Origin of the sequence: Hyphomicrobium sp. (genome assembly GCF_019753045.1) — a bacterium.
In the GTDB taxonomy this organism is placed as follows: Bacteria; Pseudomonadota; Alphaproteobacteria; order Rhizobiales; family Hyphomicrobiaceae; genus Hyphomicrobium_B.
Genome location: NZ_JAIELN010000011.1, coordinates 129903 through 154008, shown reverse-complemented (window position 1 = coordinate 154008; position 24106 = coordinate 129903). Strand labels below are relative to the sequence as shown.

General features: G+C 60.1%; 26 protein-coding genes. 8 read left to right on the top strand and 18 right to left on the bottom strand.

Going from position 1 to position 24106, the window contains the following annotated elements; genetic code table 11:
- Positions 1 to 166 precede the first annotated feature (166 nt).
- A complete protein-coding gene (ahcY, locus tag K2Q04_RS14040) occupies positions 167 to 1576 on the bottom strand; it encodes an adenosylhomocysteinase (protein ID WP_291164919.1) in 1410 nt (469 codons plus the stop codon).
- A 359-nt stretch (positions 1577 to 1935) separates the two neighbouring features.
- On the opposite strand from ahcY, the gene K2Q04_RS14035 reads away from it, so the two are divergent.
- The gene (locus K2Q04_RS14035) at positions 1936 to 3363 is read left to right on the top strand and encodes a pilus assembly protein (protein ID WP_291164917.1); all 1428 of its coding nucleotides are present in this window, start codon (positions 1936 to 1938) and stop codon (positions 3361 to 3363) included.
- Between the two features lie 74 nt (positions 3364 to 3437).
- Here the strand turns inward: K2Q04_RS14035 and K2Q04_RS14030 are convergent, their stop codons facing one another.
- From K2Q04_RS14030 to K2Q04_RS14010, 5 genes are all read right to left on the bottom strand, one after another.
- Positions 3438 to 3743, bottom strand: a complete 306-nt coding sequence (locus K2Q04_RS14030; RefSeq protein ID WP_291164915.1) for an HPr family phosphocarrier protein — start codon at positions 3741 to 3743, stop codon at positions 3438 to 3440.
- Positions 3744 to 3752: 9 nt separating this feature from the next.
- The gene (locus K2Q04_RS14025) at positions 3753 to 4154 is read right to left on the bottom strand and encodes a PTS sugar transporter subunit IIA (RefSeq protein WP_092863489.1); all 402 of its coding nucleotides are present in this window, start codon (positions 4152 to 4154) and stop codon (positions 3753 to 3755) included.
- Positions 4155 to 4261: 107 nt separating this feature from the next.
- A complete protein-coding gene (locus K2Q04_RS14020) occupies positions 4262 to 4684 on the bottom strand; it encodes an aldolase (protein ID WP_291164953.1) in 423 nt (140 codons plus the stop codon).
- A 37-nt stretch (positions 4685 to 4721) separates the two neighbouring features.
- Entirely contained in the window at positions 4722 to 6569 is a 1848-nt protein-coding gene (locus tag K2Q04_RS14015; RefSeq protein ID WP_291164913.1) for a stimulus-sensing domain-containing protein, read from the bottom strand.
- Positions 6570 to 6595: 26 nt separating this feature from the next.
- Entirely contained in the window at positions 6596 to 7300 is a 705-nt protein-coding gene (locus K2Q04_RS14010) for a response regulator transcription factor (protein ID WP_092863498.1), read from the bottom strand.
- Positions 7301 to 7758: 458 nt separating this feature from the next.
- Here K2Q04_RS14010 and K2Q04_RS14005 point away from each other — a divergent pair, with 458 nt between their 5' ends.
- Complete coding sequence (locus K2Q04_RS14005) at positions 7759 to 9348, top strand: phosphoenolpyruvate carboxykinase (RefSeq protein WP_291164910.1); 1590 nt, start codon at positions 7759 to 7761, stop codon at positions 9346 to 9348.
- A gap of 156 nt (positions 9349 to 9504) precedes the next feature.
- Positions 9505 to 10176 carry a dienelactone hydrolase family protein gene (locus K2Q04_RS14000; RefSeq protein WP_291164908.1) on the top strand — a complete coding sequence of 224 codons (672 nt, stop codon included), beginning with the start codon at positions 9505 to 9507 and terminating at the stop codon, positions 10174 to 10176.
- A gap of 17 nt (positions 10177 to 10193) precedes the next feature.
- On the opposite strand, the gene pyrE is transcribed toward K2Q04_RS14000, so the two are convergent.
- Positions 10194 to 10772 (bottom strand): orotate phosphoribosyltransferase, encoded by a 579-nt coding sequence (gene pyrE, locus K2Q04_RS13995; RefSeq protein ID WP_291164906.1) that lies wholly within the window; start codon positions 10770 to 10772, stop codon positions 10194 to 10196.
- A gap of 60 nt (positions 10773 to 10832) precedes the next feature.
- Between pyrE and K2Q04_RS13990 the strand changes: the two genes are divergently transcribed.
- From K2Q04_RS13990 to K2Q04_RS13975, 4 genes are all read left to right on the top strand, one after another.
- A complete protein-coding gene (locus tag K2Q04_RS13990) occupies positions 10833 to 12602 on the top strand; it encodes a glycosyltransferase family 39 protein (RefSeq protein WP_291164904.1) in 1770 nt (589 codons plus the stop codon).
- An 85-nt stretch (positions 12603 to 12687) separates the two neighbouring features.
- Positions 12688 to 13359 carry a TlpA disulfide reductase family protein gene (locus K2Q04_RS13985; protein WP_291164902.1) on the top strand — a complete coding sequence of 224 codons (672 nt, stop codon included), beginning with the start codon at positions 12688 to 12690 and terminating at the stop codon, positions 13357 to 13359.
- A gap of 115 nt (positions 13360 to 13474) precedes the next feature.
- On the top strand, positions 13475 to 14449 hold the full coding sequence (locus K2Q04_RS13980; protein WP_291164899.1) for an HAD family hydrolase: 975 nt from the start codon (positions 13475 to 13477) through the stop codon (positions 14447 to 14449).
- 175 nt (positions 14450 to 14624) lie between these two features.
- Positions 14625 to 14999 (top strand): GIY-YIG nuclease family protein, encoded by a 375-nt coding sequence (locus K2Q04_RS13975; RefSeq protein WP_291164897.1) that lies wholly within the window; start codon positions 14625 to 14627, stop codon positions 14997 to 14999.
- A gap of 17 nt (positions 15000 to 15016) precedes the next feature.
- Here the strand turns inward: K2Q04_RS13975 and K2Q04_RS13970 are convergent, their stop codons facing one another.
- The 7 genes from K2Q04_RS13970 to K2Q04_RS13940 form a co-directional block, all read right to left on the bottom strand.
- Entirely contained in the window at positions 15017 to 15145 is a 129-nt protein-coding gene (locus K2Q04_RS13970; RefSeq protein ID WP_291164895.1) for a hypothetical protein, read from the bottom strand.
- Positions 15146 to 15295: 150 nt separating this feature from the next.
- Entirely contained in the window at positions 15296 to 15634 is a 339-nt protein-coding gene (locus tag K2Q04_RS13965; protein ID WP_291164893.1) for a hypothetical protein, read from the bottom strand.
- 335 nt (positions 15635 to 15969) lie between these two features.
- Positions 15970 to 16638, bottom strand: coding sequence for an intradiol ring-cleavage dioxygenase (locus tag K2Q04_RS13960; protein WP_291164891.1), 669 nt, complete (start codon positions 16636 to 16638; stop codon positions 15970 to 15972).
- A 187-nt stretch (positions 16639 to 16825) separates the two neighbouring features.
- A complete protein-coding gene (locus K2Q04_RS13955; protein WP_291164889.1) occupies positions 16826 to 17935 on the bottom strand; it encodes a 5-(carboxyamino)imidazole ribonucleotide synthase in 1110 nt (369 codons plus the stop codon).
- Positions 17932 to 18429 carry a 5-(carboxyamino)imidazole ribonucleotide mutase gene (purE, locus tag K2Q04_RS13950; RefSeq protein ID WP_291164887.1) on the bottom strand — a complete coding sequence of 166 codons (498 nt, stop codon included), beginning with the start codon at positions 18427 to 18429 and terminating at the stop codon, positions 17932 to 17934. Before purE ends, K2Q04_RS13955 begins: the two co-directional genes overlap by 4 nt.
- A gap of 163 nt (positions 18430 to 18592) precedes the next feature.
- A complete protein-coding gene (locus K2Q04_RS13945) occupies positions 18593 to 18985 on the bottom strand; it encodes a hypothetical protein (RefSeq protein WP_291164885.1) in 393 nt (130 codons plus the stop codon).
- A 105-nt stretch (positions 18986 to 19090) separates the two neighbouring features.
- A complete protein-coding gene (locus tag K2Q04_RS13940) occupies positions 19091 to 19753 on the bottom strand; it encodes a DUF1007 family protein (protein ID WP_291164883.1) in 663 nt (220 codons plus the stop codon).
- A 180-nt stretch (positions 19754 to 19933) separates the two neighbouring features.
- Here K2Q04_RS13940 and K2Q04_RS13935 point away from each other — a divergent pair, with 180 nt between their 5' ends.
- Positions 19934 to 20920 carry a zinc ABC transporter substrate-binding protein gene (locus K2Q04_RS13935; protein WP_291164881.1) on the top strand — a complete coding sequence of 329 codons (987 nt, stop codon included), beginning with the start codon at positions 19934 to 19936 and terminating at the stop codon, positions 20918 to 20920.
- A 33-nt stretch (positions 20921 to 20953) separates the two neighbouring features.
- On the opposite strand, the gene phoB is transcribed toward K2Q04_RS13935, so the two are convergent.
- The 4 genes from phoB to pstA form a co-directional block, all read right to left on the bottom strand.
- A complete protein-coding gene (phoB, locus tag K2Q04_RS13930; protein WP_291164879.1) occupies positions 20954 to 21661 on the bottom strand; it encodes a phosphate regulon transcriptional regulator PhoB in 708 nt (235 codons plus the stop codon).
- Positions 21662 to 21695: 34 nt separating this feature from the next.
- Complete coding sequence (phoU, locus tag K2Q04_RS13925) at positions 21696 to 22409, bottom strand: phosphate signaling complex protein PhoU (RefSeq protein WP_291164877.1); 714 nt, start codon at positions 22407 to 22409, stop codon at positions 21696 to 21698.
- A gap of 62 nt (positions 22410 to 22471) precedes the next feature.
- Positions 22472 to 23257, bottom strand: a complete 786-nt coding sequence (gene pstB / locus K2Q04_RS13920; protein ID WP_291164875.1) for a phosphate ABC transporter ATP-binding protein PstB — start codon at positions 23255 to 23257, stop codon at positions 22472 to 22474.
- Positions 23254 to 24105: a phosphate ABC transporter permease PstA gene (gene pstA, locus K2Q04_RS13915; RefSeq protein ID WP_291164873.1), complete on the bottom strand. Its 852-nt coding sequence runs from the start codon at positions 24103 to 24105 to the stop codon at positions 23254 to 23256. Before pstA ends, pstB begins: the two co-directional genes overlap by 4 nt.
- Between the last annotated feature and the right edge of the window lies 1 nt (position 24106).

Sequence of the window (24106 nt, the reverse complement as noted above, 5' to 3'; positions counted from 1 at the left end):
ATGCGCGGGCACGCTAATGGGAGTCCGGGCCTTGCGGCACGAATCACCCCGAGTATGGGGTGCCGGGGCCCTCGCCGCTACCGCTGCGGGTGCCACAAAATGAAACGGCGCCAGAGTGTTCCCCTGGCGCCGCGCAATTTCGGTCCGGCTAAGCGGAACTCGGCCATTAGTAGCGGTAATGATCCGCCTTGAAGGGGCCTTCGGTCTTGACGCCGATGTAGGACGCCTGATCGGGGCTGAGCTTCGTCAGCTTGGCGCCGATCTTGGAGAGGTGGAGCCTTGCGACCTTCTCGTCGAGGTGCTTCGGCAACGTGTAGACCTCGTTCTTGTACTTGCCTTGGTTGATGTGCAGCTCGATCTGCGCCAGCGTCTGGTTCGTGAACGACGCGGACATGACGAACGAGGGGTGACCCATCGCGTTGCCAAGGTTCACCAAGCGGCCTTCGGAGAGAAGGATGATGCGCTTGCCGTCCGCGAATTCGATCTCGTCAACCTGCGGCTTGATGTTGTTCCACTTCAGGTTCTTGAGGCCGGCGACCTGGATCTCGTTGTCGAAGTGGCCGATGTTGCAGACGATCGCGCGGTCCTTCATGCCCCGCATGTGTTCGATCGTGATGATGTCCTTGTTGCCCGTTGCCGTCACGAAGATGTCGGCGCGCGGAACCGCGTCTTCCATCGTCACGACTTCGTAGCCTTCCATCGCGGCCTGCAGTGCGCAGATCGGATCGATCTCGGAGACCATGACGCGGCAGCCGGCGTTGCGCAGAGACGCAGCCGACCCCTTGCCGACGTCACCGAAGCCCGCGACCATCGCAACCTTGCCGGCCATCATCACGTCGGTGCCGCGGCGGATACCGTCGACGAGGCTTTCGCGGCAGCCGTAGAGGTTGTCGAACTTCGACTTCGTGACCGAGTCGTTGACGTTGATTGCCGGGAAGAGGAGCTTGCCGCTCTTCTGCATTTCATAAAGGCGGTGAACTCCGGTCGTCGTTTCTTCCGACACGCCCTTGATGGATTTGGCGAGCGACGCAAACCAGCCTTTGGGCTTCTCGGCCAGCGTCTTCTTGAGAAGGGCGAAGAACACCTCTTCTTCTTCCGAGCCGGGCTTATCGAGGAAGGCGGTGTCGCCGTTCTCTGCGCGCAGTCCGAGGTGCACGAACATCGTCGCGTCGCCGCCGTCATCGAGGATCAGGTTCGGCATGCCGCCGTCGCCCCACTCGAAGAGCTTGCGTGTGTAGTCCCAGTAGTCCGTGAGGGTTTCACCCTTCCACGCGAATACCGGAATGCCGGCAGCTGCGATGGCTGCCGCGGCGTGGTCTTGGGTCGAGTAGATGTTGCACGAGACCCACCGAATGTCGGCGCCGAGGGCTGCCAGCGTCTCGATCAGGACGGCGGTTTGGATCGTCATGTGCAACGAGCCGGCGATGCGCGCGCCCTTCAGAGGCTTGGAAGAGCCGTATTCCTCGCGGGTCGCCATGAGGCCCGGCATCTCGGTCTCAGCGATGGCAATTTCCTTGCGCCCCCAGTCGGCGAGGCCGAGGTCCTTGACGATGTAATCCGTGAATTTCGTGCTCATAGGGCTCTTTTCCTCATGGATGCGCCTGCAATGCGGAGGGTTGCGTGGTGCGTGAACATGCACGCTTTGGCCTGTCAGGCCGCGCAAACTGTCGTTGCGCGTTGCTATATCGAACTCGGGCCCCTCACGCAATAACATATAAGCAAGTCTTTATGTCCTGCTCAACTTCGATATGGGCGCGGCGGCGGCGGGATCTCGTGTGTGAATGAAAAGTAAATTCAAAGCATACAGTTTATCTCAAATCAATTTTTTGAAGTAAATGTCCCGTTAATCTCAATAACAAGTCGGAATATCTCATTAATTCGACATAAATCAACAGGGCCGCAGGGTGACCTCAAAGTATTCACCGGAGTCGGTCGATGAAGTTCGCGTCTTTTTCGCTGCGGCGTGCGCTGTGCGGTTACTGGAAGGCAGGGGATGTCCCAGCGGAGCGTCCGAGCGGGAGGACGGCTTTTTACCGGTTCGCCGCCGATTCGCGGGGCGACGTCGCGATCCTTTTCGGTCTCATGACGCTCGTCCTCGTCATGTTGATTGGGTTGGCCGTGGATTATGGTCGGCTCGTCAACGCGCGCAATCAGACGCTCGAAGCGACAGACGCAGCGGTGCTGGCCGGGGCTCGTGCACTTCAGACCAACGGCGGCGATCAAGCTGCCGCGATCAAGGTGGCGCAGGCGTTCTATAAGCAGGCCGTCGAAAGCCGCCTCTCGCTCGTTTCCAACTCCGACACCATCAACTTTGCCGTCACCGACAACGGAACGGCAGTTATTTCGAACGGCAACGCCCAGATCTCGACCCCGTTCATGAGTGTGGCCGGCGTGAAAACCTTGCCGCTTCTCCATGCCGACGGGTCCGATTACGCGAAGGCTGTTCTTGCGGTTGGCGGCAACGCGGAACTCAACCTCGAAGTCAGCATGATGCTCGACGTCACGGGGTCGATGGCCGGTCAGAAATTGACGGATCTCAAATCAGCCGCGAGCGATCTCGTGAACATCGTGGTCTGGAAAGATCAGAGCAAATACACGTCGAAAATCGCGATCGTGCCGTTTGCGGCGGATGTTCGTTTGCCGACTAAAATTTTCACGAAAGTTCAGAGTTTGACAAGCAGTACGTCAAAGCCCTGTGTCGTGGAGCGAACGGGTGCACAGAAGGCGACGGACGCTGCTCCGGCAGCTAATGCGTATTTCATGGTGGACAACTCGAAGAACAAGTCTTCGCTCACCGCGACGTGCGATCTATCAAACGCGAGTTCCGAGCTTCTGCCGTTGACAAGCGATACATCCGCGTTGCTGACAAAAATTTCCGGGCTTACGACATACGGCGGTACGGCAGGTCACTTGGGGACTGCATGGGCCTGGTACATGCTGTCTCCCAAATGGAAGTCAATTTGGAATTTAGTGGCGGCCGATGCCGTGCCCGCAGCCTATGGAACGGACAAGCTGAAAAAGATCGCCGTGCTTATGACGGATGGTGTTTTCAACACTCAGTACAACGGCAACGGCTACAGTGTTAACTACGTCGATACCCCGCCACTTAATCCGAGTTGCCCCGATGCCACGAATGGCTGTTCTTCCGCGCAGGCTAGCGCTTTATGCACGCAGATGAAAGCGCAGGGAATTGAAGTCTACACGGTGGGCTTTCAACTCGGGAACAGTCAGCTTGCTGTCAATACCCTCAAGAACTGCGCGACCGACGCTAATCACTTCTACAACTCGACGACCGGCGATGCCCTCAAGGCAGCGTTCCGCGATATCGCGCTGAAAATCTCGACGCTTTATCTGGCTCAGTGATGGGTTTTTGATTGCACTCGGCGACTCTCCTGTGGGGAGCCGCCGCCGAGTGCGAAGTCTTCGAGGGAATGAGATCAGGCGTCGCCGACGCACTCTTCGTCGAAGCCCGCTTCGACCAATCGGACGAGAGCTTGGAGTGCTTCGGGACCCTGCGGGCCTTCGGCTACGATATGGAGCTCGGATCCAGGACCCGCGGCGAGCATCATCAGCCCCATGATTGATGTTCCGCCGACGGAATTGCCGTGGTGCGTGACCGTGACGTGCGCTTCGTAGCTTTCCGCGCATTTGACGAACTTCGCCGAGGCCCGTGCGTGCAGGCCTTTGACATTGCGGATGATGACTATTGCTTCCGGTTTCAGACTGTTGACCAGTTCAGGCATTGTTTGTTCTCAGCCGCCGGAAAGCTCTTGGCTTGCGACCTTGATATATTTCTTGCCGGCGTCGCGCGCCATGATGACAGCTTGTTCGAGCGGCGTGTCGCCGCGAATGCTGGCAAGCTTCACCAGAATGGGAAGGCTGATACCAGCGATCACTTCCGCCTTCGTCTCGTCCATAACCGAGATGGCCAGGTTGGAAGGTGTTCCGCCGAACATGTCCGTCAAAACGATTACGCCTTTGCCGTTATCCACTCGCTGGACCGCGCTTAAAATTTCCATGCGTCTCGCTTCCATATCGTCGTCTGGGCCGATGGCGATCGTTTCCAGCGACTGCTGTTTGCCGACGACGTGCTCGAGCGCGTTGCGAAATTCTTGCGCAAGCCCGCCATGCGTGACGATGACAAGTCCGATCATGAGCGACGGGCCATTTCATTCTCGTGCGGCAAATTCGTGTTTCGCCGCCGTATGGCGCGGAAATTGGCAAGTGTTTGGTGCGGGCGCAAGAAGTTTCTGGACCTCATTCAGGCCTTTGGTCGCACACGTGGCTGAGGGGCCATGTCGATGGCTGCTACAAGTTTCAAGGGGCTTGAGCTCTCAAAGGGCGATAACCTGATAAGCGGTACGTCCAAGTTTAGAATATGGGCAAACTGCCAGGGGTCTGGAAACCTTTCGATCGCGCTGTCGCGGACGAGATCGACAACGAGAACGACGTTCCCTTCGCCTACGGCATCAACCTCAAGGATGCCAATGCCGCGCACTTCAAGCTTGCCGCGCAACTGAGCCGGGGCGCTTGCGTGCAGAAAGGCGCCTTCCTGCTTCAATACGACTTGGTCGTCCGAGACCAGCAGGACCTTGTCGCGAACGATCGGAGACAGCGGGAGACCCAGGCACCGGAATGCAAGGTCGGACTTGCCGGAACCCGAAGCTCCGCGGATCAAAGCCACACGGCCGCCAACGGCGATTGCGGTCGCGTGGACGCGCTCAACTTCTCCAGACAAGTCCCGGTCCTACTGTCGCCAGCGGCAGACGGACGGTAAAGCGAGCGCCCCTTGGCGCCTGCACGCCGCTTGATCCACGGTTCTCTGCGAAAATCTCACCGTTATGGCTGACGACGATTTCGCGGGAAATCGATAGGCCGAGCCCCGAGTTCTTTCCGCGTTTGGCGTCGGTCTGCGGGCGGTCGCTGTAAAACCTGTCGAAGATCTGGGCAAGCTTATCCGGCGGGATGCCTGGTCCCTCGTCCTCGACCGATACTTCGATCTTTCTGTCGTTCAGTTTGGCGCGAACCGTGACGGTTCCGCCTTCGGGGGAGAACGACAAGGCATTGTCGATGAGATTTGTGAAGACCTGGCCGAGGCGCCCGTCGTTGCCGCGCACCGTGTAGGCTGCGGCGGTTCCGGGCTCGACGATGAGGCGGATGCTGCGCGTGTCGTCCGCAAGCATCTCCGAGAAAAGACCGTTGACGCTGTCCAACACGGTGCGGACATCGACGGCCTGCATTTCCTGGCGGGCGAGTTCCGCATCGAGACGCGATGTGCTTGAAATGTCGTTGATCAGCCGGTTGAGGCGCTTCAACTCGGTCTGGATCTCTTGCACGAGCTCGGTGCGGTCGGCGTCGGATCGCGCGTAGGCGAGGGCCTCGGCGGTCGACCGTGCAGCCGCCAGAGGATTTTTCAATTCATGGGCGACGTCGGCCGCAAATTTCTCGCTGGCTTCGATGCGCCGATAAAGTGCGTTCGTCATCGCGACGAATGCACGGCCCGTCTGCCCGACCTCGTCGCGGCGTTCCGTGAGATCCGGCAGCTGTTCGCGGGCGGAAATATTCTGCGTCACGCGGTTGGCTGCTTCCGACAGGCGACGCATCGGCCCTGCAACGGTTCTCTCGAGAACAAGCGAGCTGCCGATCGCGACCAGCAGCGCCATCGCCGCGATCTGCAGGATCAGCCAACGTTCGTCCCAAAGGACGTCGTCGATATCGCCGGGATTTGTCGACAGGAGGAGGACGCCCAGAATTTTATTGCCGCGTTTGATGGGCTCCGCCATCGACACGATTTGCTGGCCGTGCCGGTTGAGCAGCAAAATGGGGGTTTCAACGCCATTCTGCGCGGCGCGCTGCACTTCCGGGTAGAGAAACCCGTTGGCCGTTCCAAGCTCGCGATAGACCTTGAGCTCCTTATTGATCACCCAATAGTGGAGCCGGGTCCAAAAATTCTTGAGGCGTGGGGCGGGTTCGTCTGCGGCGACCGTGACGGTTTCGGCGGTCGGGTCGTCGTTCGAAAAGAGTGTCTCGCCGTTGAGGATCAACGTTCCCTTGGCGGAATAGATGCGCGCTTTGAGGTTCGCAGGGCCCACAAGCTTTTTCAGGATAATCGCAGCCTGATGCGGATCGATGGGCAATTCGAGCGCGGCGAACGCATCGTCGCGCTGGGCCCTTGCCATCGTTTTCTCGGGAATCCGGTTCGGATCGAAAATCGCGCGCTCGTTGACCGCCCGATATGCAATCGCCTCCGACGTGATGCGCGACACCGTTTTTACGACGTCGACTTTCGCGTCGAGCAGCCAGCCGTGATGGAGGCTCAGATAGAGCATCGCAAAGAGCAGGCCGGCGAGCCCCAAGACGTTCGCCAGAAGAATGCGCCGCCGGAGGTTTTTTCCGATGACGCGGCCGATGAAGCTTTGCGACAGCCAGCGGCCTGTCGCGGCGCTCGCTTTTGCGGCCGCGGCACGGAAATCAAATTTCGGCTTCTTCACGCCTATGGAAGGCGCGGAGACGTCCGCAGCGCTTCTCAGCGCTGCGGCCGCTGCAATGTCATTGCTGTCGAGCGCCATCCCGTCCCCGGTGGCTGATCGGCCGCTTACTCTTTGAAGCGATAGCCGACGCCATAAAGTGTTTCGATCACGTCAAAATCGTCATCGACCTGCTTGAACTTCTTGCGCAAGCGCTTGATGTGGCTGTCGATCGTGCGGTCATCCACATAGACCTGATCGTCGTACGCTGCATCCATCAGGGCGTCGCGCGTCTTGACGACGCCCGGCCGTGTCGCCAGCGCCTGCAAGATCAGGAACTCCGTCACCGTCAACGTGACACCCCGGTTATCCCAGTGGCAGGTGTGACGCTCGGGATCGAGCTTCAACTTGCCTCTTTCGAGCACGCGCTTGGCTTCGTCTTCCGTTGTCGTGCCGTCCTTGGGCGCAACACGGCGCAAAACAGCTTTGACGCGTTCGACGATGAGCCGCTGCGAAAACGGCTTGGCTATATAATCGTCGGCCCCCATCTTGAGGCCGAAAAGCTCGTCGATTTCCTCATCCTTCGACGTCAGAAAGATGACCGGCATCGCCGACTGCTGACGGACGCGGCGGAGAAGCTCCATTCCGTCCATGCGCGGCATCTTGATGTCGAATATCCCGAGATCGGCCGGTTCTTCCGTCAGCGCTTCGAGCGCCGAGACCCCGTCTCCATAGGTTCGGACCTTATAGCCCTCGGCCTCCAGGGCCATCCGCAGGGAGGTCAGGATGTTCCGCTCATCATCGACGAGCGCTATGGTGCTCTTTTCCTTCATCTGTTCCTCTTGTGCCCCTCGGCCGCAGCGGATGTGCACCGCGCCAGCATTAGGCGCTTATGGCGGCATGGTGTACCAATTGTGGCGCCCCGTCCAATGGACGCCGGAGGCTGAATGGCCCCTGAATAGGCGACCACGCCCTCAACGGCAAGCGAACAGGGCAATTTGTGTGGTCACAACTTCCAAAATCCGCTTGTTTGCCGGGATTGTTGCGCCCATCCTCTGCGTAAAGACGAATCTCGAAATATTCAAACGGTAACATAATGTTACCGGTTTTTTCGTGTGGCATTAGCGTTCGGCCACCAAATGGCCCCACTTTATGCTAGGCCCTTCGCCACCAGCGTCATTTGGGCCCAATGATTCTCTTTTGTGCGGCACAAAATGACTGACCAGACGTTGTTTCGCAGGCGCTGAAAACTTAGATGCGCGCAGCGTCTATTTTTATGGGGCTGATATCGATGGCTGAACTGTTCCCGACGTTAAGTTCGCAGCGCGTGCGCCGTAATCTTCTAGAGGCGGAACTCGTCGAGTACGGCATCCGCCGAGGCGAAGGAAAGCTCGCCGCGAGTGGCGCGTTCGTCGTCGAGACGGGTCAGCACACCGGCCGTTCGGTCCAAGACAAATACATCGTTCGCGACGCGGAAACCGAAGGCGCGATCTGGTGGGACAATGCCCGCGGCATGACGGAAGAGGAGTTCGACCGTCTGCTCGCCGACTTCATCAGCTTTGCGCGGCACAAGGAGCTTTTCGTCCAAGACCTTTTTGCGGGTGCGGAAAAGAGCCACCAGCTCAAAACGCGTGTCGTGACAGAGCATGCCTGGCAGTCGCTCTTCATTCGCAATCTTCTTCGCCGGCCCGAGCCAAGCGAACTCGAAGGCTTTGCTCCCGAATTCACAGTCGTCGATCTGCCGAGCTTCCGCGCTGCGCCGCTCTACCACGGGACGCGCTCCGAGACGGTCATCGCGTGCAACTTCACGAAGCGCATCGTGCTCATCGGCGGCACGAGCTACGCGGGCGAGATCAAAAAAAGCGTGTTCTCGTTCCTGAACTATATTTTGCCGGGCAAGAACGTCATGCCCATGCACTGCTCGGCGAATGTCGGCAAGGACGGAAGCTCGGCTGTCTTTTTCGGTCTTTCGGGAACCGGCAAGACGACGCTTTCAGCGGATGCTTCGCGCGAACTTCTCGGCGACGACGAGCATGGCTGGTCCGACAACGGCATCTTCAATTTCGAGGGCGGGTGCTACGCGAAGACGATCCGCTTGTCGAAGTCGGCTGAGCCGCAGATCTGGGCCGCCTCGAACCGCTTCGCGACGGTGCTCGAGAACGTCGTCATCGATCCCGTGTCGCGCGTTCCAAACTTCGACGACAATAGGCTCGCGGAGAATGCCCGCTCCGCCTATCCGCTCGACGCGATTGCCAACGCGAGCGCGACCGGCACCGCGGGTCATCCCAAGAACATCGTGATGCTGACGGCGGACGCTTTCGGAGTCCTGCCGCCGATTGCGAAGCTGACGCCGAGCCAGGCGATGTACCATTTTCTTTCGGGTTTCACGGCGAAAGTCGCCGGAACGGAGAAGGGCATGGGCCCCGAACCGCAGCCGACATTTTCCACCTGCTTCGGCGCGCCGTTCATGCCGCGTCATCCCCGCGTTTACGGCAACCTTCTGCGAAACCTCATCGCGCAGCATGGCGTCGATTGCTGGCTCGTCAACACGGGCTGGACGGGCGGCAAGTATGGCGAGGGGACGCGCATTCCGATCAAAGTTACGCGCGCGCTTCTCGAGGCGGCTCTTGCCGGTGATCTCAAGAATCAGCCGATGCGGACCGATCCCGTCTTCGGCTTCGCGGTACCCGTCGCCGTCGCAGGAGTCGATCCGAAATTGTTGACCCCGCGTGAGACGTGGGCCGATCCGCAAGCCTACGATGCGATGACAGCGAAACTCGCGCAGATGTTCCACGACAATTTCGCGAAGTTCGCGCCATACGTCGATTCCGATGTGTTGAAAGCGAGCCCGGTTGGACATCCGAGCGTCGCGGCGGAATAGACAGGACGCGGAATCAGCCTCGCATCTCCTTGAAGCCGGCAATTGCCGAGGGTTCACCGTGCGTGTTGCGCAGCACGGGGCCATTGCTCACCTCCGGCGCGGCGCATAAACAAGTGCCGCGCAATCAATCGGCTCGAACTTACAAGGCTGCATCAAATGGGTACCCGCATTCCATTCGCCCGTCCGGACGGCAAGACCGCGGAAGGTTATCTGTCGCTCGCCGGGAAGGCGAACGCGCCGGGCGTCGTCGTCATTCAGGAATGGTGGGGTTTGCAGGATCAGATCAAAGGTTTGTGCGACCGGTTTGCGCTCCTGGGTTACGACGCACTGGCGCCCGATCTCTACAACGGCGTCGTTATTCCCTATCACGATGCGGATGCGGCGAACGCCGAGATGAATTCGCTGAATTTCCTCGATGCGGCTGATCAGAACGTGCGGGGCGCGGGCCAATTTCTATTGCGGTCTAGTCCGAAGGTCGCCGTTTCGGGTTTCTGCATGGGTGGCGCGGTTGCCGTGCTCGCTGGTTGCCGCGTGCCTGAATTTTCCGCGGTGGTCTCGTTCTACGGCCTGCCGCCCGCAACGGTCGCGAAGCCAGCTGACTTGAAAGTGCCTTTCCAGGGGCATTTCGCCAACAGCGACGATTTCATTACGCCTGCGATGGTCGATGCGTTCGAAGCGGGCTTGAAAGACGCCGGCAAGCCGGGTGCGTTCTACCGCTACGACGCGAGCCACGCGTTCATGAACGAGCAGCGTTCGGTGCACGATCGTCACTGCGCCGAACTCGCTTGGGAGCGGACGAGCAAATTCCTGAAGACGCACATCGGTTAGGCGCGCGGGGCCGGTTCTTAGCTCCGGAAATCCGCGAGCGTCAGAAGCGGTTCGAACTTCAGTCCGGCAGCCGCGAACGTTTCCGCCGCGCCGTCGAGGCGGTCGACGACGGTGATGACGCTGACGATCTCGGCACCGGCGGCGCGGAGAGCATCGGCTGCTTTCAAGGCCGAGCCGCCGGTCGTTGTCACGTCTTCGACGACGACGACCTTCTTGCCGGCCATGCTCTCGCCCTTGGCCAGACCTTCGACGAGTGCCTGCGTGCCGTGTTCTTTCGCCTGTTTGCGGACGAAGAACGCGGGTAACTTTCGTCCTTGCGTATAGGAAACGGCGGCCACGCCCGATGCGATGGGCACCGCGCCCATTTCGAGGCCGCCGATCAAATCAGCTTCGGTGTTTTCGAGCTGATCAAGGATCAGTGATGCGATGAGGTAAGCGCCCTCGCTGTCGAGCATCGTCGGCTTCATGTTAAAGTAAAAAGTCGACGTTTTGCCGGAGGCGAGCTTGAACGCCGGGCCTTCCTGAAAAGACCGCTCTTTAATGATCTCGATGAGCCGCGCGCGGCGAGCTGTGCGATCAGCCGATTTTACTGGCATGCGGTAGTTGAGCCCTTGCGTTTTCTGCGTTCGATGCGCAAACAGCCGAGTTCCGGAGGCATGTCAAGTTTCGAAGGGCATATTGTGGTGGAGCGCCAACGCGCAATGTGGAACTGGTGGGCAACGATCGCAGCGCGGCCGTGGGCGCCATCGCTTGCCCTTCTGGGGCTGTGCCTCGCCGTCTATTTGCCGGGCGTCTTGCGGCTGCCAGCGGTCGATCGGACCGAGATCGTTTACGCTGAAACGACGCGGGATATGGTGGCGCGGGGGGATTGGACCGACCCGCGTTACGGCAGCGTCGTCCATCAATTCCGGCCGATAGGCACGTTCTGGGCGCAAGGCGCGGCAGGATGGCTCGCCGGGGATTCGCTCGCGCGCGACATCACCATCTACCGGATCCCGTCATTGCTGGCGGTCACGCTTGCGGTGCTGGCGTTGTTCTGGCTCGGACGCGGGCTGGTCGGTGCGGAAACAGCGCTTATCGCGTCGGCGCTGTTCGCGGTTGCGCCGCTGACGGTACTCGTTTCGCAGCTTGCGATCGCGGAAGGGTTGTCGCTGTTACCCGCGACGGTCGCGATGGTGGCGCTGGCGCGACTCTATACCAAGCCTGACGAAGGCTATCCGATGGCTCTCCTCTTCTGGGTTGCTCTCGGTTTCGGCGTTCTCATCAACGCTCTGCTCGTGCCGATCCTCGTCCTCGCGACGCTGATCGCGCTTTATGTGATGGATCGGGATCTGACGTGGCTGAAGCGCTTGCGGCCACTCATCGGCATTCCGATTGCGCTTGCCATCGGGGCGTCGTGGCTTGTTATTCGTGCGCACCAGGACGGAACGCCTTTCGCCGGGATGGACTGGCGCGAGTTCCTGGCCGCACTCGGCGGTGCGCAAGATATGAAGCTTCGCGCGTTTCCGGGCACATTCGTGCTTGCTCTCGTCCTCGGCTTTATTCCGGGGACGGTGCTGATCGGCACGGCGTTTAAGCGCTTCTGGGGCAGCCGGGACCAGGCGCTTTCGCGGTTTCTGCTTGCGTGGGTGATCGGCTACCTCGTCTATCTCGAAGCGCTGTCGTCGAAGCCCGGCACTTACATGGTGCAGACGATGTTTCCAGCGCTCGCGCTCGGCGTCGCGATTGTCGTGACGAGCGAGGGCGGATTGGGCAAGCGTCCGCCGTGGAGCCTCTTCACGACATGGCCGACGTACTTTGCGGCGCTGCCGCTGGCGGTTTTTGCGGGCGTCTATCTTTTTACCGGAGAGATTCCGGGCGTCATACCGGCCGCGCTCATTGCGCTCATTGCTGTGCTCTTCATCTGGAGCGGACGCCTTGGCTGGGAGGGACAGCTTCGACGCTGGGCCGCGGTTGGAGTTGCTGCGCTCGGCCTGTTCGCCATCACGCTGCTCGGCGTGGTAATGCCCAGCATCGATAAGATCTGGCCTGCGCAGCAGCTCGCAAAAGCGATTGCGGCCTGTCCGGCGAAGGAAGCGGCCCTCATCGGGTTCCGCGAGCCATCCGGCCGGTTCGTTCTTGGCATTCCTCCCGACCGGCAGATGCCGGAGGCTCTCGCGGACAGTGCGGAGGCCAAAATTCCGACGCTTACGATCGTCGAGGACCGCTGGAAGAAGCGAACGAACTGGACGCTCCAGTCGAAATCGCTCGCGCCCCTGCCACCGCCGGTAGGCTGCGTCTCGGCCTATAATGTGATGCGCGGCTGCCCATTGCATTTCCGGATCTATTCGCCAAATCCGTCAGAGCCGTGCACCATTCCTGCCGAGTTCGCGTGCCCCGAAAATACACCTAAGACGGGGCCCGAGAAATCAGGCGACTGCGACTGACCTCCGGTTCGTTCCTCTCCGGTGACTGCCGGTTGGGACGCCGGGATGCTAAACGAGAAGAAATTAGCGCAAGGATTGCTTTGAGATGTTCAACCCTGAACGCCCGCCCGAGATCATCGCACAGCGCTGGCTCAACTCCGACACGAAGCGCACGTTGAAGGCCGAGAAGGGCAAGGTGGTCGTCATCGCGATCTGGCAGCTCGCATGTCCGGGCTCGCAGAAGTTCGGCCTGCCGCAAGCCATGCGTCTTCGCGGGAGCTTCACCGAGGACGAGGTGTCGGTGCTTGGCCTGCACATGGCCTTCGAAAAGTTCGACGAGCAGACGCCGGAGAAGGTCGAAGCCTTCCTGAAGGAAAACGGCATCACCATTCCTGTCGCGCTCGATAAGCCGAGTGCGGAAGGTATTCCGGAGACGATGAAGGCTTACGAGCTGCAGGGTACGCCGGCGCTCTTGATATTCGATCGTCAGGGGCGGTTGCGGCGGCACTATCTCGGCGCGGTCGACGATTTCCGGCTCGGCGCGGAAGTGATGGCGTTGCTGATCGAGGACAAGGATAGCCCGCGCGAAATGTCGATCGCGTTGGAGCGCAAGCTCGCGGCCGCGCTCGTCGATCCCGAGGCGCATCATCACGATCATGGCGACCAATGCGGCTGCGGTCACGATCACAGCCATGATCATGGTCACGGGCATGATCACGCACATGACCACGGGCACGGCGAGCCGGGGCACGTACACGGGCCTGACTGCAAACACTAAGGCGCGGCTAAGCGAAGAAATTTACGCGGAACGCTCCGGCGGCTGACGCCTGACTTTCTTGCGCCACCCGAATCACGCTTTTCTCCGCTCTACAAGTCGAGAGCGGAGAAAGCTCATGGTCGAGCGAGCAGGCGGACGAGGGACGAGAGCGCAAGCGGGCGAGGCCGAGGCAGCCAGCTCGCGCCGGCGGTCTGTGCGGGCGTCAGATCAAGGCGACGCCTCTTCGCGAAGCCAGCGGGTTGCTCGAAGCAAGAAGACCATCGCGCTCGTCTATGATTTCGACGGCACGCTGTCGCCGCGTCCGATGCAGGAATACGCATTCCTTCCAAAGCTCGGAATCGAGCCGAAGGAATTTTGGGCGGAGTGCACGCGCGTGTCGAAGGCCGAGCGTGCCGACTCGCTGATCACGTACATGCATCTCCTCTACAAGAAGGCGAAGGAGAAAGGCGTTCGCATCGACCGTGCCGATCTCGTCGCGCAAGGCAAGAAGGTGGAGCTTTATCCCGGCGTCGAAGCCTGGTTCGAGCAGATGCACACCTATGTGAAGAAGCGTGCAGGCGATGCGGGCATCACGGTGAAGCATTACCTCGTGTCGTCGGGGCTGACGGAAATCATCGAGGGGACGAAGATCTTCCCGCACTTCGCCAACGTGTTTGCGAGCGAATACTGGTTCGACGCCTACGATCTGCCGTTTCCGAAGCGCGTCATCTCCGATACGGGCAAGACGCAGTTCCTGTTCCGGATCAACAAGGGCATCGAGGATCTCGGCGAGAACATCAACGCGCACATGCCCGAGGATGAGCGGCCGATCCCGTTTTCGAATTTCATCTATTTCGGCGACGGCGACACGGACGTGCCGTCGATGGCGCTGTTGAAGAAGAACGGTGGGCACGCGATTGCGGTGCACGATCCGGGCGAGAGCGGAGCCAAGTGCGTCGAGCTTTTCAAGGCCGGCCGCTGCGATTTCTACGCCGGCGCCGATTACCGCAAGGGCTCGGATCTATTCAAGCGAACGTGCCTGCTCCTCGATCGCATCATTGCGGATGTGCGGGTGAAGGAAGAGGCGCGGGGGTTGGGTGCGGCGAGCTGACAGCATAATCTAACCTGCTCGCGGTTTTCCATTTCCGTCATCCCGGCGAAGGCCGGGATCCATCCAGGCCGGACACTTGCGATGAGCGGACGCTTGGACAGATCCCCGCCTGCGCGGGGATGACGTTCTGGGGCAGGCATGACAGCGAGAAAAGACATCGCTAGGTTTGCGTGTCATGAGGCGTCCGTGTGTCTACATTCTTGCCAGTAAGCCTTACGGGACGCTCTACGTCGGCGTGACGAGCGATATTGCGCATCGAATGGCGCAGCACGAACAGGGTTTGATTGAGGGATTCACGAAAAAATATAGCATCAAAACGCTCGTCTATTACGAGATGCATGACGCTATGGATGCCGCGATTTTGCGGGAGAAGCGCTTGAAGCGATGGCGCCGCGAATGGAAGTATCGGCTCATCGGACAAATGAATCCGGAGTGGCGAAATCTATTCGATCCGGCGACGGGCGAGATTGCTTTCGGATCGGCGGATGAGCCCGATTTGCAAGTCGATCCTGTTGGCGACTTAGGCGGATCCCTGCATACGCGGGGATGACGCCGCCAGTCGAGCGACTAGCGCCCTTCGATCTTGATGCCCGGCAGGTCGACTTTGACCTTCGTCTGCTGCGAATCCCAGAGGAGATAGCCGAGCACGATCACGGTTCCGGCGAGCACTCCGATGATGACCGATTTGATGTCCATGATTCCCTACCTGTGTTGGCCTTTCATCATGCCATCAATCAGCATGAATTTCAGCTATCCGTCGACGTCATAAAAAAGCGACCCCGCAGAGCGGAGCCGCTGATAATCGTTACGCTTCTACCTCAACGCGAGGTTGGACGCACGAGCCGTTTAGTAGCAGACCCAGACGAACTCGTCGTAGCGCGGCGACCAGCGCCAGCAGGGGCCGATTCCGTAGGCGTACCAGCGGCCGTGCCAGAACCGGCGTCCGTGGTGACCATGATGGCGGCCGCGGTTGAAATGGCGTCCGTAGTGTTTGCCGCCGCCGCGGAAATGCTTGCCGGCGCGATGTCCTGGATTGCCCATATGGCCGCCACTGCGGTGGTGACCGCCGCTCATGTGATGGCCGCCGCCCTTATGACCGCCGCCGCCGTGTTGGCGTGCGTCTGCCGCTAACGGCATCGCCAGCGCTGCGATCATCGCCGCGACAAATGCTAGACCTCGTTTCATGGTGGCTCCTTGTTCTTCTTTGTGGTGCCGCAACGCGGCGCAGTGCGCACCAGCGAATGATGCTACTTGCGCAAACGGCAAGCACTCGCGATCAGTTCCGATCGGTGCGCAAAGTCGAGCTAAATTGGCTGCTAACTTTTATTTGCAGTTAAAGCGGCGGGATTTTTTGCGGGGTTGCGACGGATTTTCGACAGTTCTGCGTTAAGTCGGCCCGTTTCTCGTTTGCCGTACTGCAACATCAGAGTCCGAGCATCCGGCGGAAAAATCCGCGTCCGGCTTTCGCTGCGGTTTCGCCGCTCTTGTCGACGCCGATGAGCAGGCCCGCGACGATGGTGTCACCGTCTTCGCTCCGCAAGCACCGTGCCGCCGCCTTCGCGCTGGCCGTCGCGGTAGATCCAGTCGGTGGCATTCGTGGTGTCGGGAACGGCGCGCGCATCGTAGGGCTCGCGCGTCGAATAAATGCGCGCGCTGAATTCGTCGGGAAAATAGATCTGTCCGATGACGAGGCTCGTCTCGTTGAGGAATACCTTGACGTGGATGTGCGGCGTGCGTCCCGGATACCAACCGGGATAGACCGACTGAAACGTAACGCGTCCGTCGGCGTCGGTCATTTGGGTACCGCGCAGATAGGTCTGGCCTTTCGTCGAGATCTCGCGCGATGCACCCTGGCCGGAATATCCGGAATAGATGCCGCTTGCGTCAGCATGCCAGACGTCGACGCGCGCGTTCTCGATCGGCGTGCAGGGACCCGTTTCGATGACACGTAGTGAAAGCCGAAGCGGCGCGCCCGGACGGCCTTCCGAAATATCGGATCGCACGAGCTTGGGATCGAAGTAGAAGGGACCTTCGACGGCTTGGGGCAGCAGTACGCATTGGCCATGAGGTTGTTCAGCTGCAGCCGGCGTATCGCTTGCCGCAGACGCGGAGCTCGCCATGATCGTGGACGCGGCCGGCGCGGCGAGCACGCTCGTCAAAGCTTGTCGACGCGAAAGAGTTTTGGTCATTGGCTATTTTTCTCAAATTCACAGATGAACAACGGCGCGAGCGTGCCGCTGGCTGATGCCTGAAACATAGTGAATTTGTGGCGAGTTCAACGGCGCCAGAAACGCGCAGACGCCGGGTTCAATTCGCATTTTGTGAATGGGCTTGAACAACGTAGCGGCGCGTCTCGTTTGCGAGACTGGATGTGCGTCAGGCGCTCGGCTTTTTCGCGAGCAGACGATTGACGTGACCCATTTTGCGGCCGGGCCGGGCTTCACGCTTGCCGTAGTGGTGGAAGAATGCGCCGGGTTCGGCCGCGATCTTTTCCCAGGCAAGAATGTCGTCGCCGATCAGGTTGATCATTTCTGCAGCCGGGCCTTTCAGCTCCGTTGCGCCGAGGGGCCATCCGGCGACGGCGCGGATGTGCTGCTCGAATTGGGATGTCAGCGCGCCGTCCATCGTCCAGTGGCCGGAGTTGTGGACGCGCGGCGCCATCTCGTTGACGAAGAGGCGGTCGCGGCCGTTTTCCGTGACGACGAAGAACTCGATCGCGAACACGCCGACATAGTCGAGTGTTTCGGCGATCTTGTGGGCGATCTCGATCGCCTCCGCAGCCGTCTCCAGCGCGAGCGCAGCGGGCGCTACGGAGCGATGGAGAATGTGATTGCGGTGTTCGTTCTCGGTTACGTCGAAGGCGCGGAATGTGCCGTCGACGGCGCGTGCCGCAACAACGGAAACTTCGGCGCGGAAATTCACGAAGCTTTCGAGGATTGACGGCTGACCGTGCATGGCAGCCCATGCGGCGCCAGCATCCGCGCGTTTCAGGATCTTGGCCTGGCCCTTGCCGTCGTAGCCTAGCCGGCGTGTTTTCAGCACGGAGGGAATCTGGAAGCCGCCGTCGAGGACCTTCGTGAGATCGTCGAGGCTATCGATTGGCGCGAACTCTGCCGTCATCGCGCCAAGCTCGCGCGCCAGCGATTTCTCGTTCATGCGGTCCTGGGCGCACGCCAAAGCTTTTGCGCCTGGGCGAACGGGAATGCGCGCGGAGAGGAACTCCACGGTTTTGACCGGGATGTTTTCGAATTCGTAAGTCGCCACGTCGACGGCATCGGCGAAGGCGGTGAGGCGTGCTTCGTCCTCGTAGGCGGCAACCGTGTATTTGGTTGCGACGTCAAATGCCGGACTGTCGGACTCGGGGGCGTAGATGTGCGACTTGAGGCCGAGGCGCGCGGCTCCCAAGGCGAGCATGCGGCCGAGCTGGCCGCCGCCGAGAATTCCGATTGTCGAGCCGGGAGGTAATGCGGTCATCGTGGCAGTCATGAAACCCGCACTGGCGTTTCGGCGACGTCAGCCGAATGCTGCTTGCGCCAGGCTTCGAGCCGCTCGGCGAGACCAGCATCGGAGAGTGCCAGGATCTGAGCCGCCAAGAGGCCCGCGTTCTTTGCACCGGCTTCGCCGATGGCGAGCGTACCGACCGGCACGCCAGCCGGCATCTGGACGATCGAATAGAGACTGTCCTGGCCCTTGAGCGCTTTCGATTCGATCGGCACGCCGAGGACGGGCAGCGGCGTCATTGACGCCGTCATTCCCGGAAGATGGGCGGCACCGCCAGCGCCCGCGACGATGACCTTGAGGCCCGCAGCCTTCGCGCCCTTGGCGTAGCTGTAAAGCCGCTCCGGCGTGCGATGCGCGGATACGATCTTGGTTTCGAACGCGACGCCAAGTTCGGTCAGAATGTCAGCGGTGAGCTGCATCGTCGGCCAGTCTGACTGGCTTCCCATGATTATGCCGACTTGCGGCCTGATCCGGCTCATAATGGCGTCCAAAGCCCCGAAAACGGAAACCGCGTCGGTACAGGAGCGGGCCCCAGTTTACAAGCGTTTACGGCGTCTCGCAGTGGAGAAAATGGGGCATTGCAACCGCCGTTCGCCCAAATTGCGGGCCCGGGCAGCAGTCCGGGCGGCATTTCGCTCGCCTTTAGGGCGCGGTGCCAAGCAGATAGTTGATCGAGTGGAAGAAGTTCTCGGGGCCCACATAGCCTGAGATGCGGCCTACTTCGTGCTGCGATTTGACGACCACGAACGTCGGCACGATGTCGACCGAGGCGCTGAAATCGAGGTGGCCGGCGTCGACGTCGTTAACATCGACAAAGCGGATCGGCACCTTTTTGCCCTGCTCGGAGGTTTCGTAGGCCGGAAGTACGTCGCGCCTGAAGATCTCGCAATAAATGCAGCCTTCAGCTTCGACGACAATCAGTTCGAACGTTCCATACGGGTTCGCCACGGCGTCCGTATCGAGACCGGCGCGCGACGCCGCCACGGGCGACAGCGTCAACAACGCCAACAGCAGTACTCGGATCATCATCGGCATGGGCGTCGTCTCGGGCTCGCAAGGAACCCGTCGAATTTAATTCAAACGCTGCCAGCCAGCCTCGAAAAGTGAAGAGCTAGTTAATTCCTGTAGCAGATCGAAACGTCAGGATCTTTTGCAGGTCACGGCGATCGTCTTGTAGGAACCGAAGCCGACGGAGCCGGCGCCGAATTGCTGGGCCATAGCATCGCCGAGCTTCTTCGCCTGGGCGTCGATTTTCTCCGCATCTGGATCGATGAGCGTCGCCGAGCAGCCCTCGGGTGCGGCTGCAAGCTTCACCGCGTCCGTCTTTTCGGGTTGGAAGTCGATGAAGTAGGACGAATCGAAGACGGCGAACGTCAGGCCTTCGGAATCGGCTGGCACGGGCTTCGCGAGCGGCAAATGGAAGTAGAGGCGCAACACGCCGTTCGTATATTCGAGACGTGCATCAGTCGGGGGCGAGAATTCGAGCTGGTCCTCTCCGAGTTTCGCCAGTGTGAAGTAGTTGAACTCTTTCAGGCCATCCATGTTGACCTTCAAAAGCTCGGCCAGTTCGTGCTGGTCATACTTGCCATCGTTGTTCGTATCGAGCCCTTCGAGCGCCATCGCGGTGTAGGAGTCGTCGAAAGTCCACGCGTGATCGACGCCGCTGACGGCGCCTTTGTCGTAGTCGACGGTCAACACGTACGTGACCCACATATGCGGATGAGCGGATGCGGGGACGACGATGGCCAACATGGAAATGAGGATCAAAGCCAAGTGGCGGTATGTCTTGCTGATTTCGAGCACGCTGAGCTCAGACCTTTCGTGCGATGGGAATCTCTTCGGCGACAGCTACGGACGCACATTTAACATGGCGAGATTGCGACGCCTCTAATCTACCGAGTGGCCTAAGAGGCACGCGGCGCCAGTTGTAACGTTCAAAATGGTTGTTATAACATACGATCAATCCGTGGAGAGGGCAGAATAATGGGGCGGGCGGCGCGGTATTCGGTGTTTTTGATAGCTTTGGCGCAATTCGCAGTTCCGGGCACGGAAGCTGCGGAGGCGCCGAAAGTCGTCGTCACGACGAAGCCCATTCATTCTCTCGTCAGCCGGGTGATGGAGGGTGTCGGCGTGCCCCAACTCATCGTCGAGGGTTCCGCTTCGCCCCATACCTTCACGCTGAAGCCATCGACTGCGCGGGCCATCCACGATGCGGATGTGTTCGTCCGGGTGTCAGATCAACTCGAACCCTTCACGCGGAAAATCGTGAGTTCGCTGCCAGCGAACGTCACGGTGTTGACGCTGGCGGGTGCGGACGGCGTGAAGCTTCTCGACCAGCGTAAAGGTAGCACGTTCGAAAAACACGAGCACGGGCATGAGGAGGCGGCAACTGAAGCGGCTGCGCATTCAGGTGCGGCAGACGAGCACGACGACGATCATGACGAGGATGGCAAGGACGGGCATATCTGGCTCGATCCGCAGAATGCCAAGGCTATCGCTGCCGACGTCGCGAAGGTTCTCGAGGCGCGATATCCTGAGCAAGCCGAAAAGATCAAAGCCAATACGTCGTCTCTCATTGCCGAAATCGACGCGCTCGATGGCGAGCTTGCGGCGGAACTCAACGGATCGAAGGGCAAGCCGTTCATCGTGTTTCACGACGCGACACAGTATTTCGAGAACCACTTCGGGCAGAGCGCAGCGGGTTCGATCACCGTCAGTCCCGACGTGCCCCCAAGCGCCAAGCGCTTGACGGAAGTTCGGCGCAAGCTGTCGTCTCTTGGCGCCGTTTGCGTCTTCACCGAACCGAGTTTTCAGCCAAACCTCGTCGCGGCCGTGACTGAGGGAACGAACGCGCGCGCTGGTACGATCGATGCGGAGGGGCAAATGCTGACGCCCGGCCCCGGACTTTATTTCGAGCTTATGCGCGGCATGGCCCACAACATTGCGAGCTGCCTGAAGGGCGAGGGCTGAGCAAATCGATTGCTGAGCCCGTCGCGGGGTTCGTTATTGGGCTTGGGCTTCCGCCTCGCGGCCGTCGAATACGTATCCGGCGCCACGTACGGTGCGGATCGGATCGCTTTCGTTGCCGCGGATCAGCGACTTCCGGAGGCGACCGATGTGAACATCGACCGTCCGCTCGTCGACCTCAGAGGACTGACCCCAGACGCGGTCGAGCAGCTGGCTGCGCGACAGCACGCGGCGCGGGCTTTCCATGAAAACTTCGAGCATCCGGTATTCTGTCGGGCCGAGGCGAACTTCGCGGGGGCCACGCGTCACCTTGTGTGCGCCGCGATCCATCGTGATCTCGCCGGAGACCAGGATGTCGCTCATCCGCTCCGGCGACGCGCGCCGAAGCAGAGCCTTGATCCTCGCCATCAACTCCTGAACGGAGAAGGGCTTCGTCACGTAGTCGTCGGCGCCCGTCGTCAACCCTCGCACGCGGTCGGTTTCTTCGCCGCGTGCAGTGAGCAAGATGATCGGCAGACTTTGCGTCTCGGTCCGATTGCGAAGGCGCCTGCACAGCTCGATGCCGGAGATCTTGGGGATCATCCAGTCGAGTATCGCGAGGTCGAAACTTTGCTCCGACAGAAGCAGCTCTGCTTCTTCTCCATCCGCGGCATGCACGACGTCATAGCCTTCGGATTGAAGATTGTATTTCAGAAGCTCTGCGAGAGGTAATTCGTCTTCGACGACGATGATCTTAGCTGGCATGGCGTTTCGTTAGTGTTCCTTCAAACTGTCTTGGTCATTGACGCGGCGTTATGAGTGTCGACGACGTCTCATCGCCCTTCGGCCGGTCGTCTGCGATCGGAACGCCGTGAACGAGGTAGTAGACGTTCTCGGCGATGTTGGTCGTATGGTCGCCGATGCGTTCGATGTTCTTGGCGCCGAACAGGAAGTGCGTGCAGATGCCGATGTTGCGCGGATCTTCCATCATGTAGGTCAGAAGTTCGCGGAACAGAGAATTGTACATGGCGTCGACCTGCTGATCGTCGCGCCAGACCTGCATCGCCTTTTCGGCGTCGAGCGTCGTCAACGCATCGAGGACGTCCTTGAGCTGGTGCTGCACCATCTCGGTCATGTGGCGCATGCCGGTCATCAAGGGCTTCGGGTAGGCTTCGCCGGCAATCGCAAGGGCGCGCTTGGCGATGTTCTTTGCGAGATCGCCGATGCGTTCGAGATCGCCCGCGATCTTGATGACCGTCATGATGTGACGGAGATCGTTCGCAAGCGGCTGACGCCGGGCGATCATCACGATCACCTGTTCCTGCAACTCGCGTTCGAGCTGGTCGACCATGACGTCGTCAGCAACAGCTTTCTCCGCAAGCTTCGGATCGCGGCGCTCGAGGGCATCCATGGCCTGGACGAGAAGCTTCTCGGCGTAGCCGCCCATCTGCGCGATGCGGCGATCGAGGAGCCTCAGCTCGTCTTCGTAGGACTTCACGGTATGTTCGTTCATGGTCTCAATTCCTAAAGTCAGATTTTGACTGGACGCCGGGCACTATCCGAGTACGCCCTATCTTATCCGAAGCGGCCGGTGATGTAGTCCTGAGTCCGCTTGTCTGTCGGGTTCGTGAAGAGCTTCTGGGTGACGCCGAATTCGACGAGCTCGCCGAGGTACATGAACGCCGTGCGCTGCGAGACGCGGGCGGCCTGCTGCATGTTGTGCGTGACGATGGCGATCGTGAACTCGTTCTTCAGGTCGTCGATCAGCTCTTCGATCTTCGCGGTGGAGATCGGGTCGAGTGCGGAGCATGGCTCGTCGAACAGGATGACTTCAGGACGGATCGCGACTGTCCGGGCGATGCAAAGGCGCTGCTGCTGGCCACCTGAAAGGCTGAGGCCGCTCGATTGAAGCTTGTCCTTCACTTCTTTCCAGAGCGCGGCTTTCTCGAGCGCGGATTCTACGCGCGCGTCGACTTCCGATTTCGGCAGGCGCTCGTAAAGGCGGATGCCGAACGCGATGTTTTCGTAAATCGTCATCGGGAACGGCGTCGGCTTCTGGAAGACCATGCCGATGCGCGAGCGGAGAAGGTTGAGGTCCTTCATGCCGAGAATGTTCTCGCCATCGAACATCACCTCGCCCTCGGCCCGCTGGTTCGGGTAGAGGTCGTACATGCGGTTCAGAACGCGAAGCAGCGTGGACTTTCCGCAACCGGACGGGCCGATGAAGGCAGTCACCTGGCGCTCATAAAGCGGCAACGAGATATTCTTCAGGGCAAGGGTCGAGCCGTAGAAGAATTTCAAGTTGCTGACCGAGATCTTTTCGGTAAGCCCCGTATCAACGTCTTTTGACATCAAGTTCATTGCTGCGTCCTCGAAGAGCTTAACCAACGTGCGGCGATGCTAAGTGTCAGCACGGCTGCGGTAATGAGTAGTGCGCCTGTCCAAGCGAGGCGCTGCCAGTCCTCGTAGGGGCTGAGAGCGTACTGGAAAATCACGACCGGCAAGCTAGCCATCGGAGCGTTGAGGTTCGTGCTCCAGAACTGGTTGTTCAGCGCAGTGAACAGCAGCGGTGCCGTTTCACCGCTGACGCGCGCGACTGCGAGAAGCACGCCAGTGATCATTCCGGCCCGGGCCGCCTTGTAGGCCACCTTGCGGATGACGAGCGACTGGGGCAGTCCGAGCGCCGAGGATGCTTCCCGGAGCTGGTTCGGTACCAAAAGAAGCATGTTCTCGGTGGTGCGAACGACTGTCGGTATGACCAGCACGGCGAGAGCGGCCGCGCCCGCGAATGCCGAGAAATGACCCATCGGGCGCACCAGCAGTTCGTATATGAAGAGGCCGGTGACGATGGACGGTGCGCTCAGGAGGATGTCGTTGATGAAGCGGATCACCGACGAAACCTTGCTGTAGCGGCCGTACTCAGCGAGGTAGGTACCCGCAAGAATGCCGATAGGCGTGCCGACGATAACACCGGCGAACGTCATGACGAGGCTGCCGGCGATGGCATTGAGGAGACCGCCGTCGCTGCCGGGTGGCGGCGTCATTTCGGTGAAGACCTTGAGGCCGAGACCGGCCACGCCTTTGTAGAGAAGCGTCGCAAGAATAACGGCGAGGATGGTCAAGCCGAGGCCCGAGGCCGCCCAGCAGAGTCCAACCGTGATCGTGCTTCTGAGGCGGCGCCGGCGGTATTTCGCGATATCCAAGGCCATG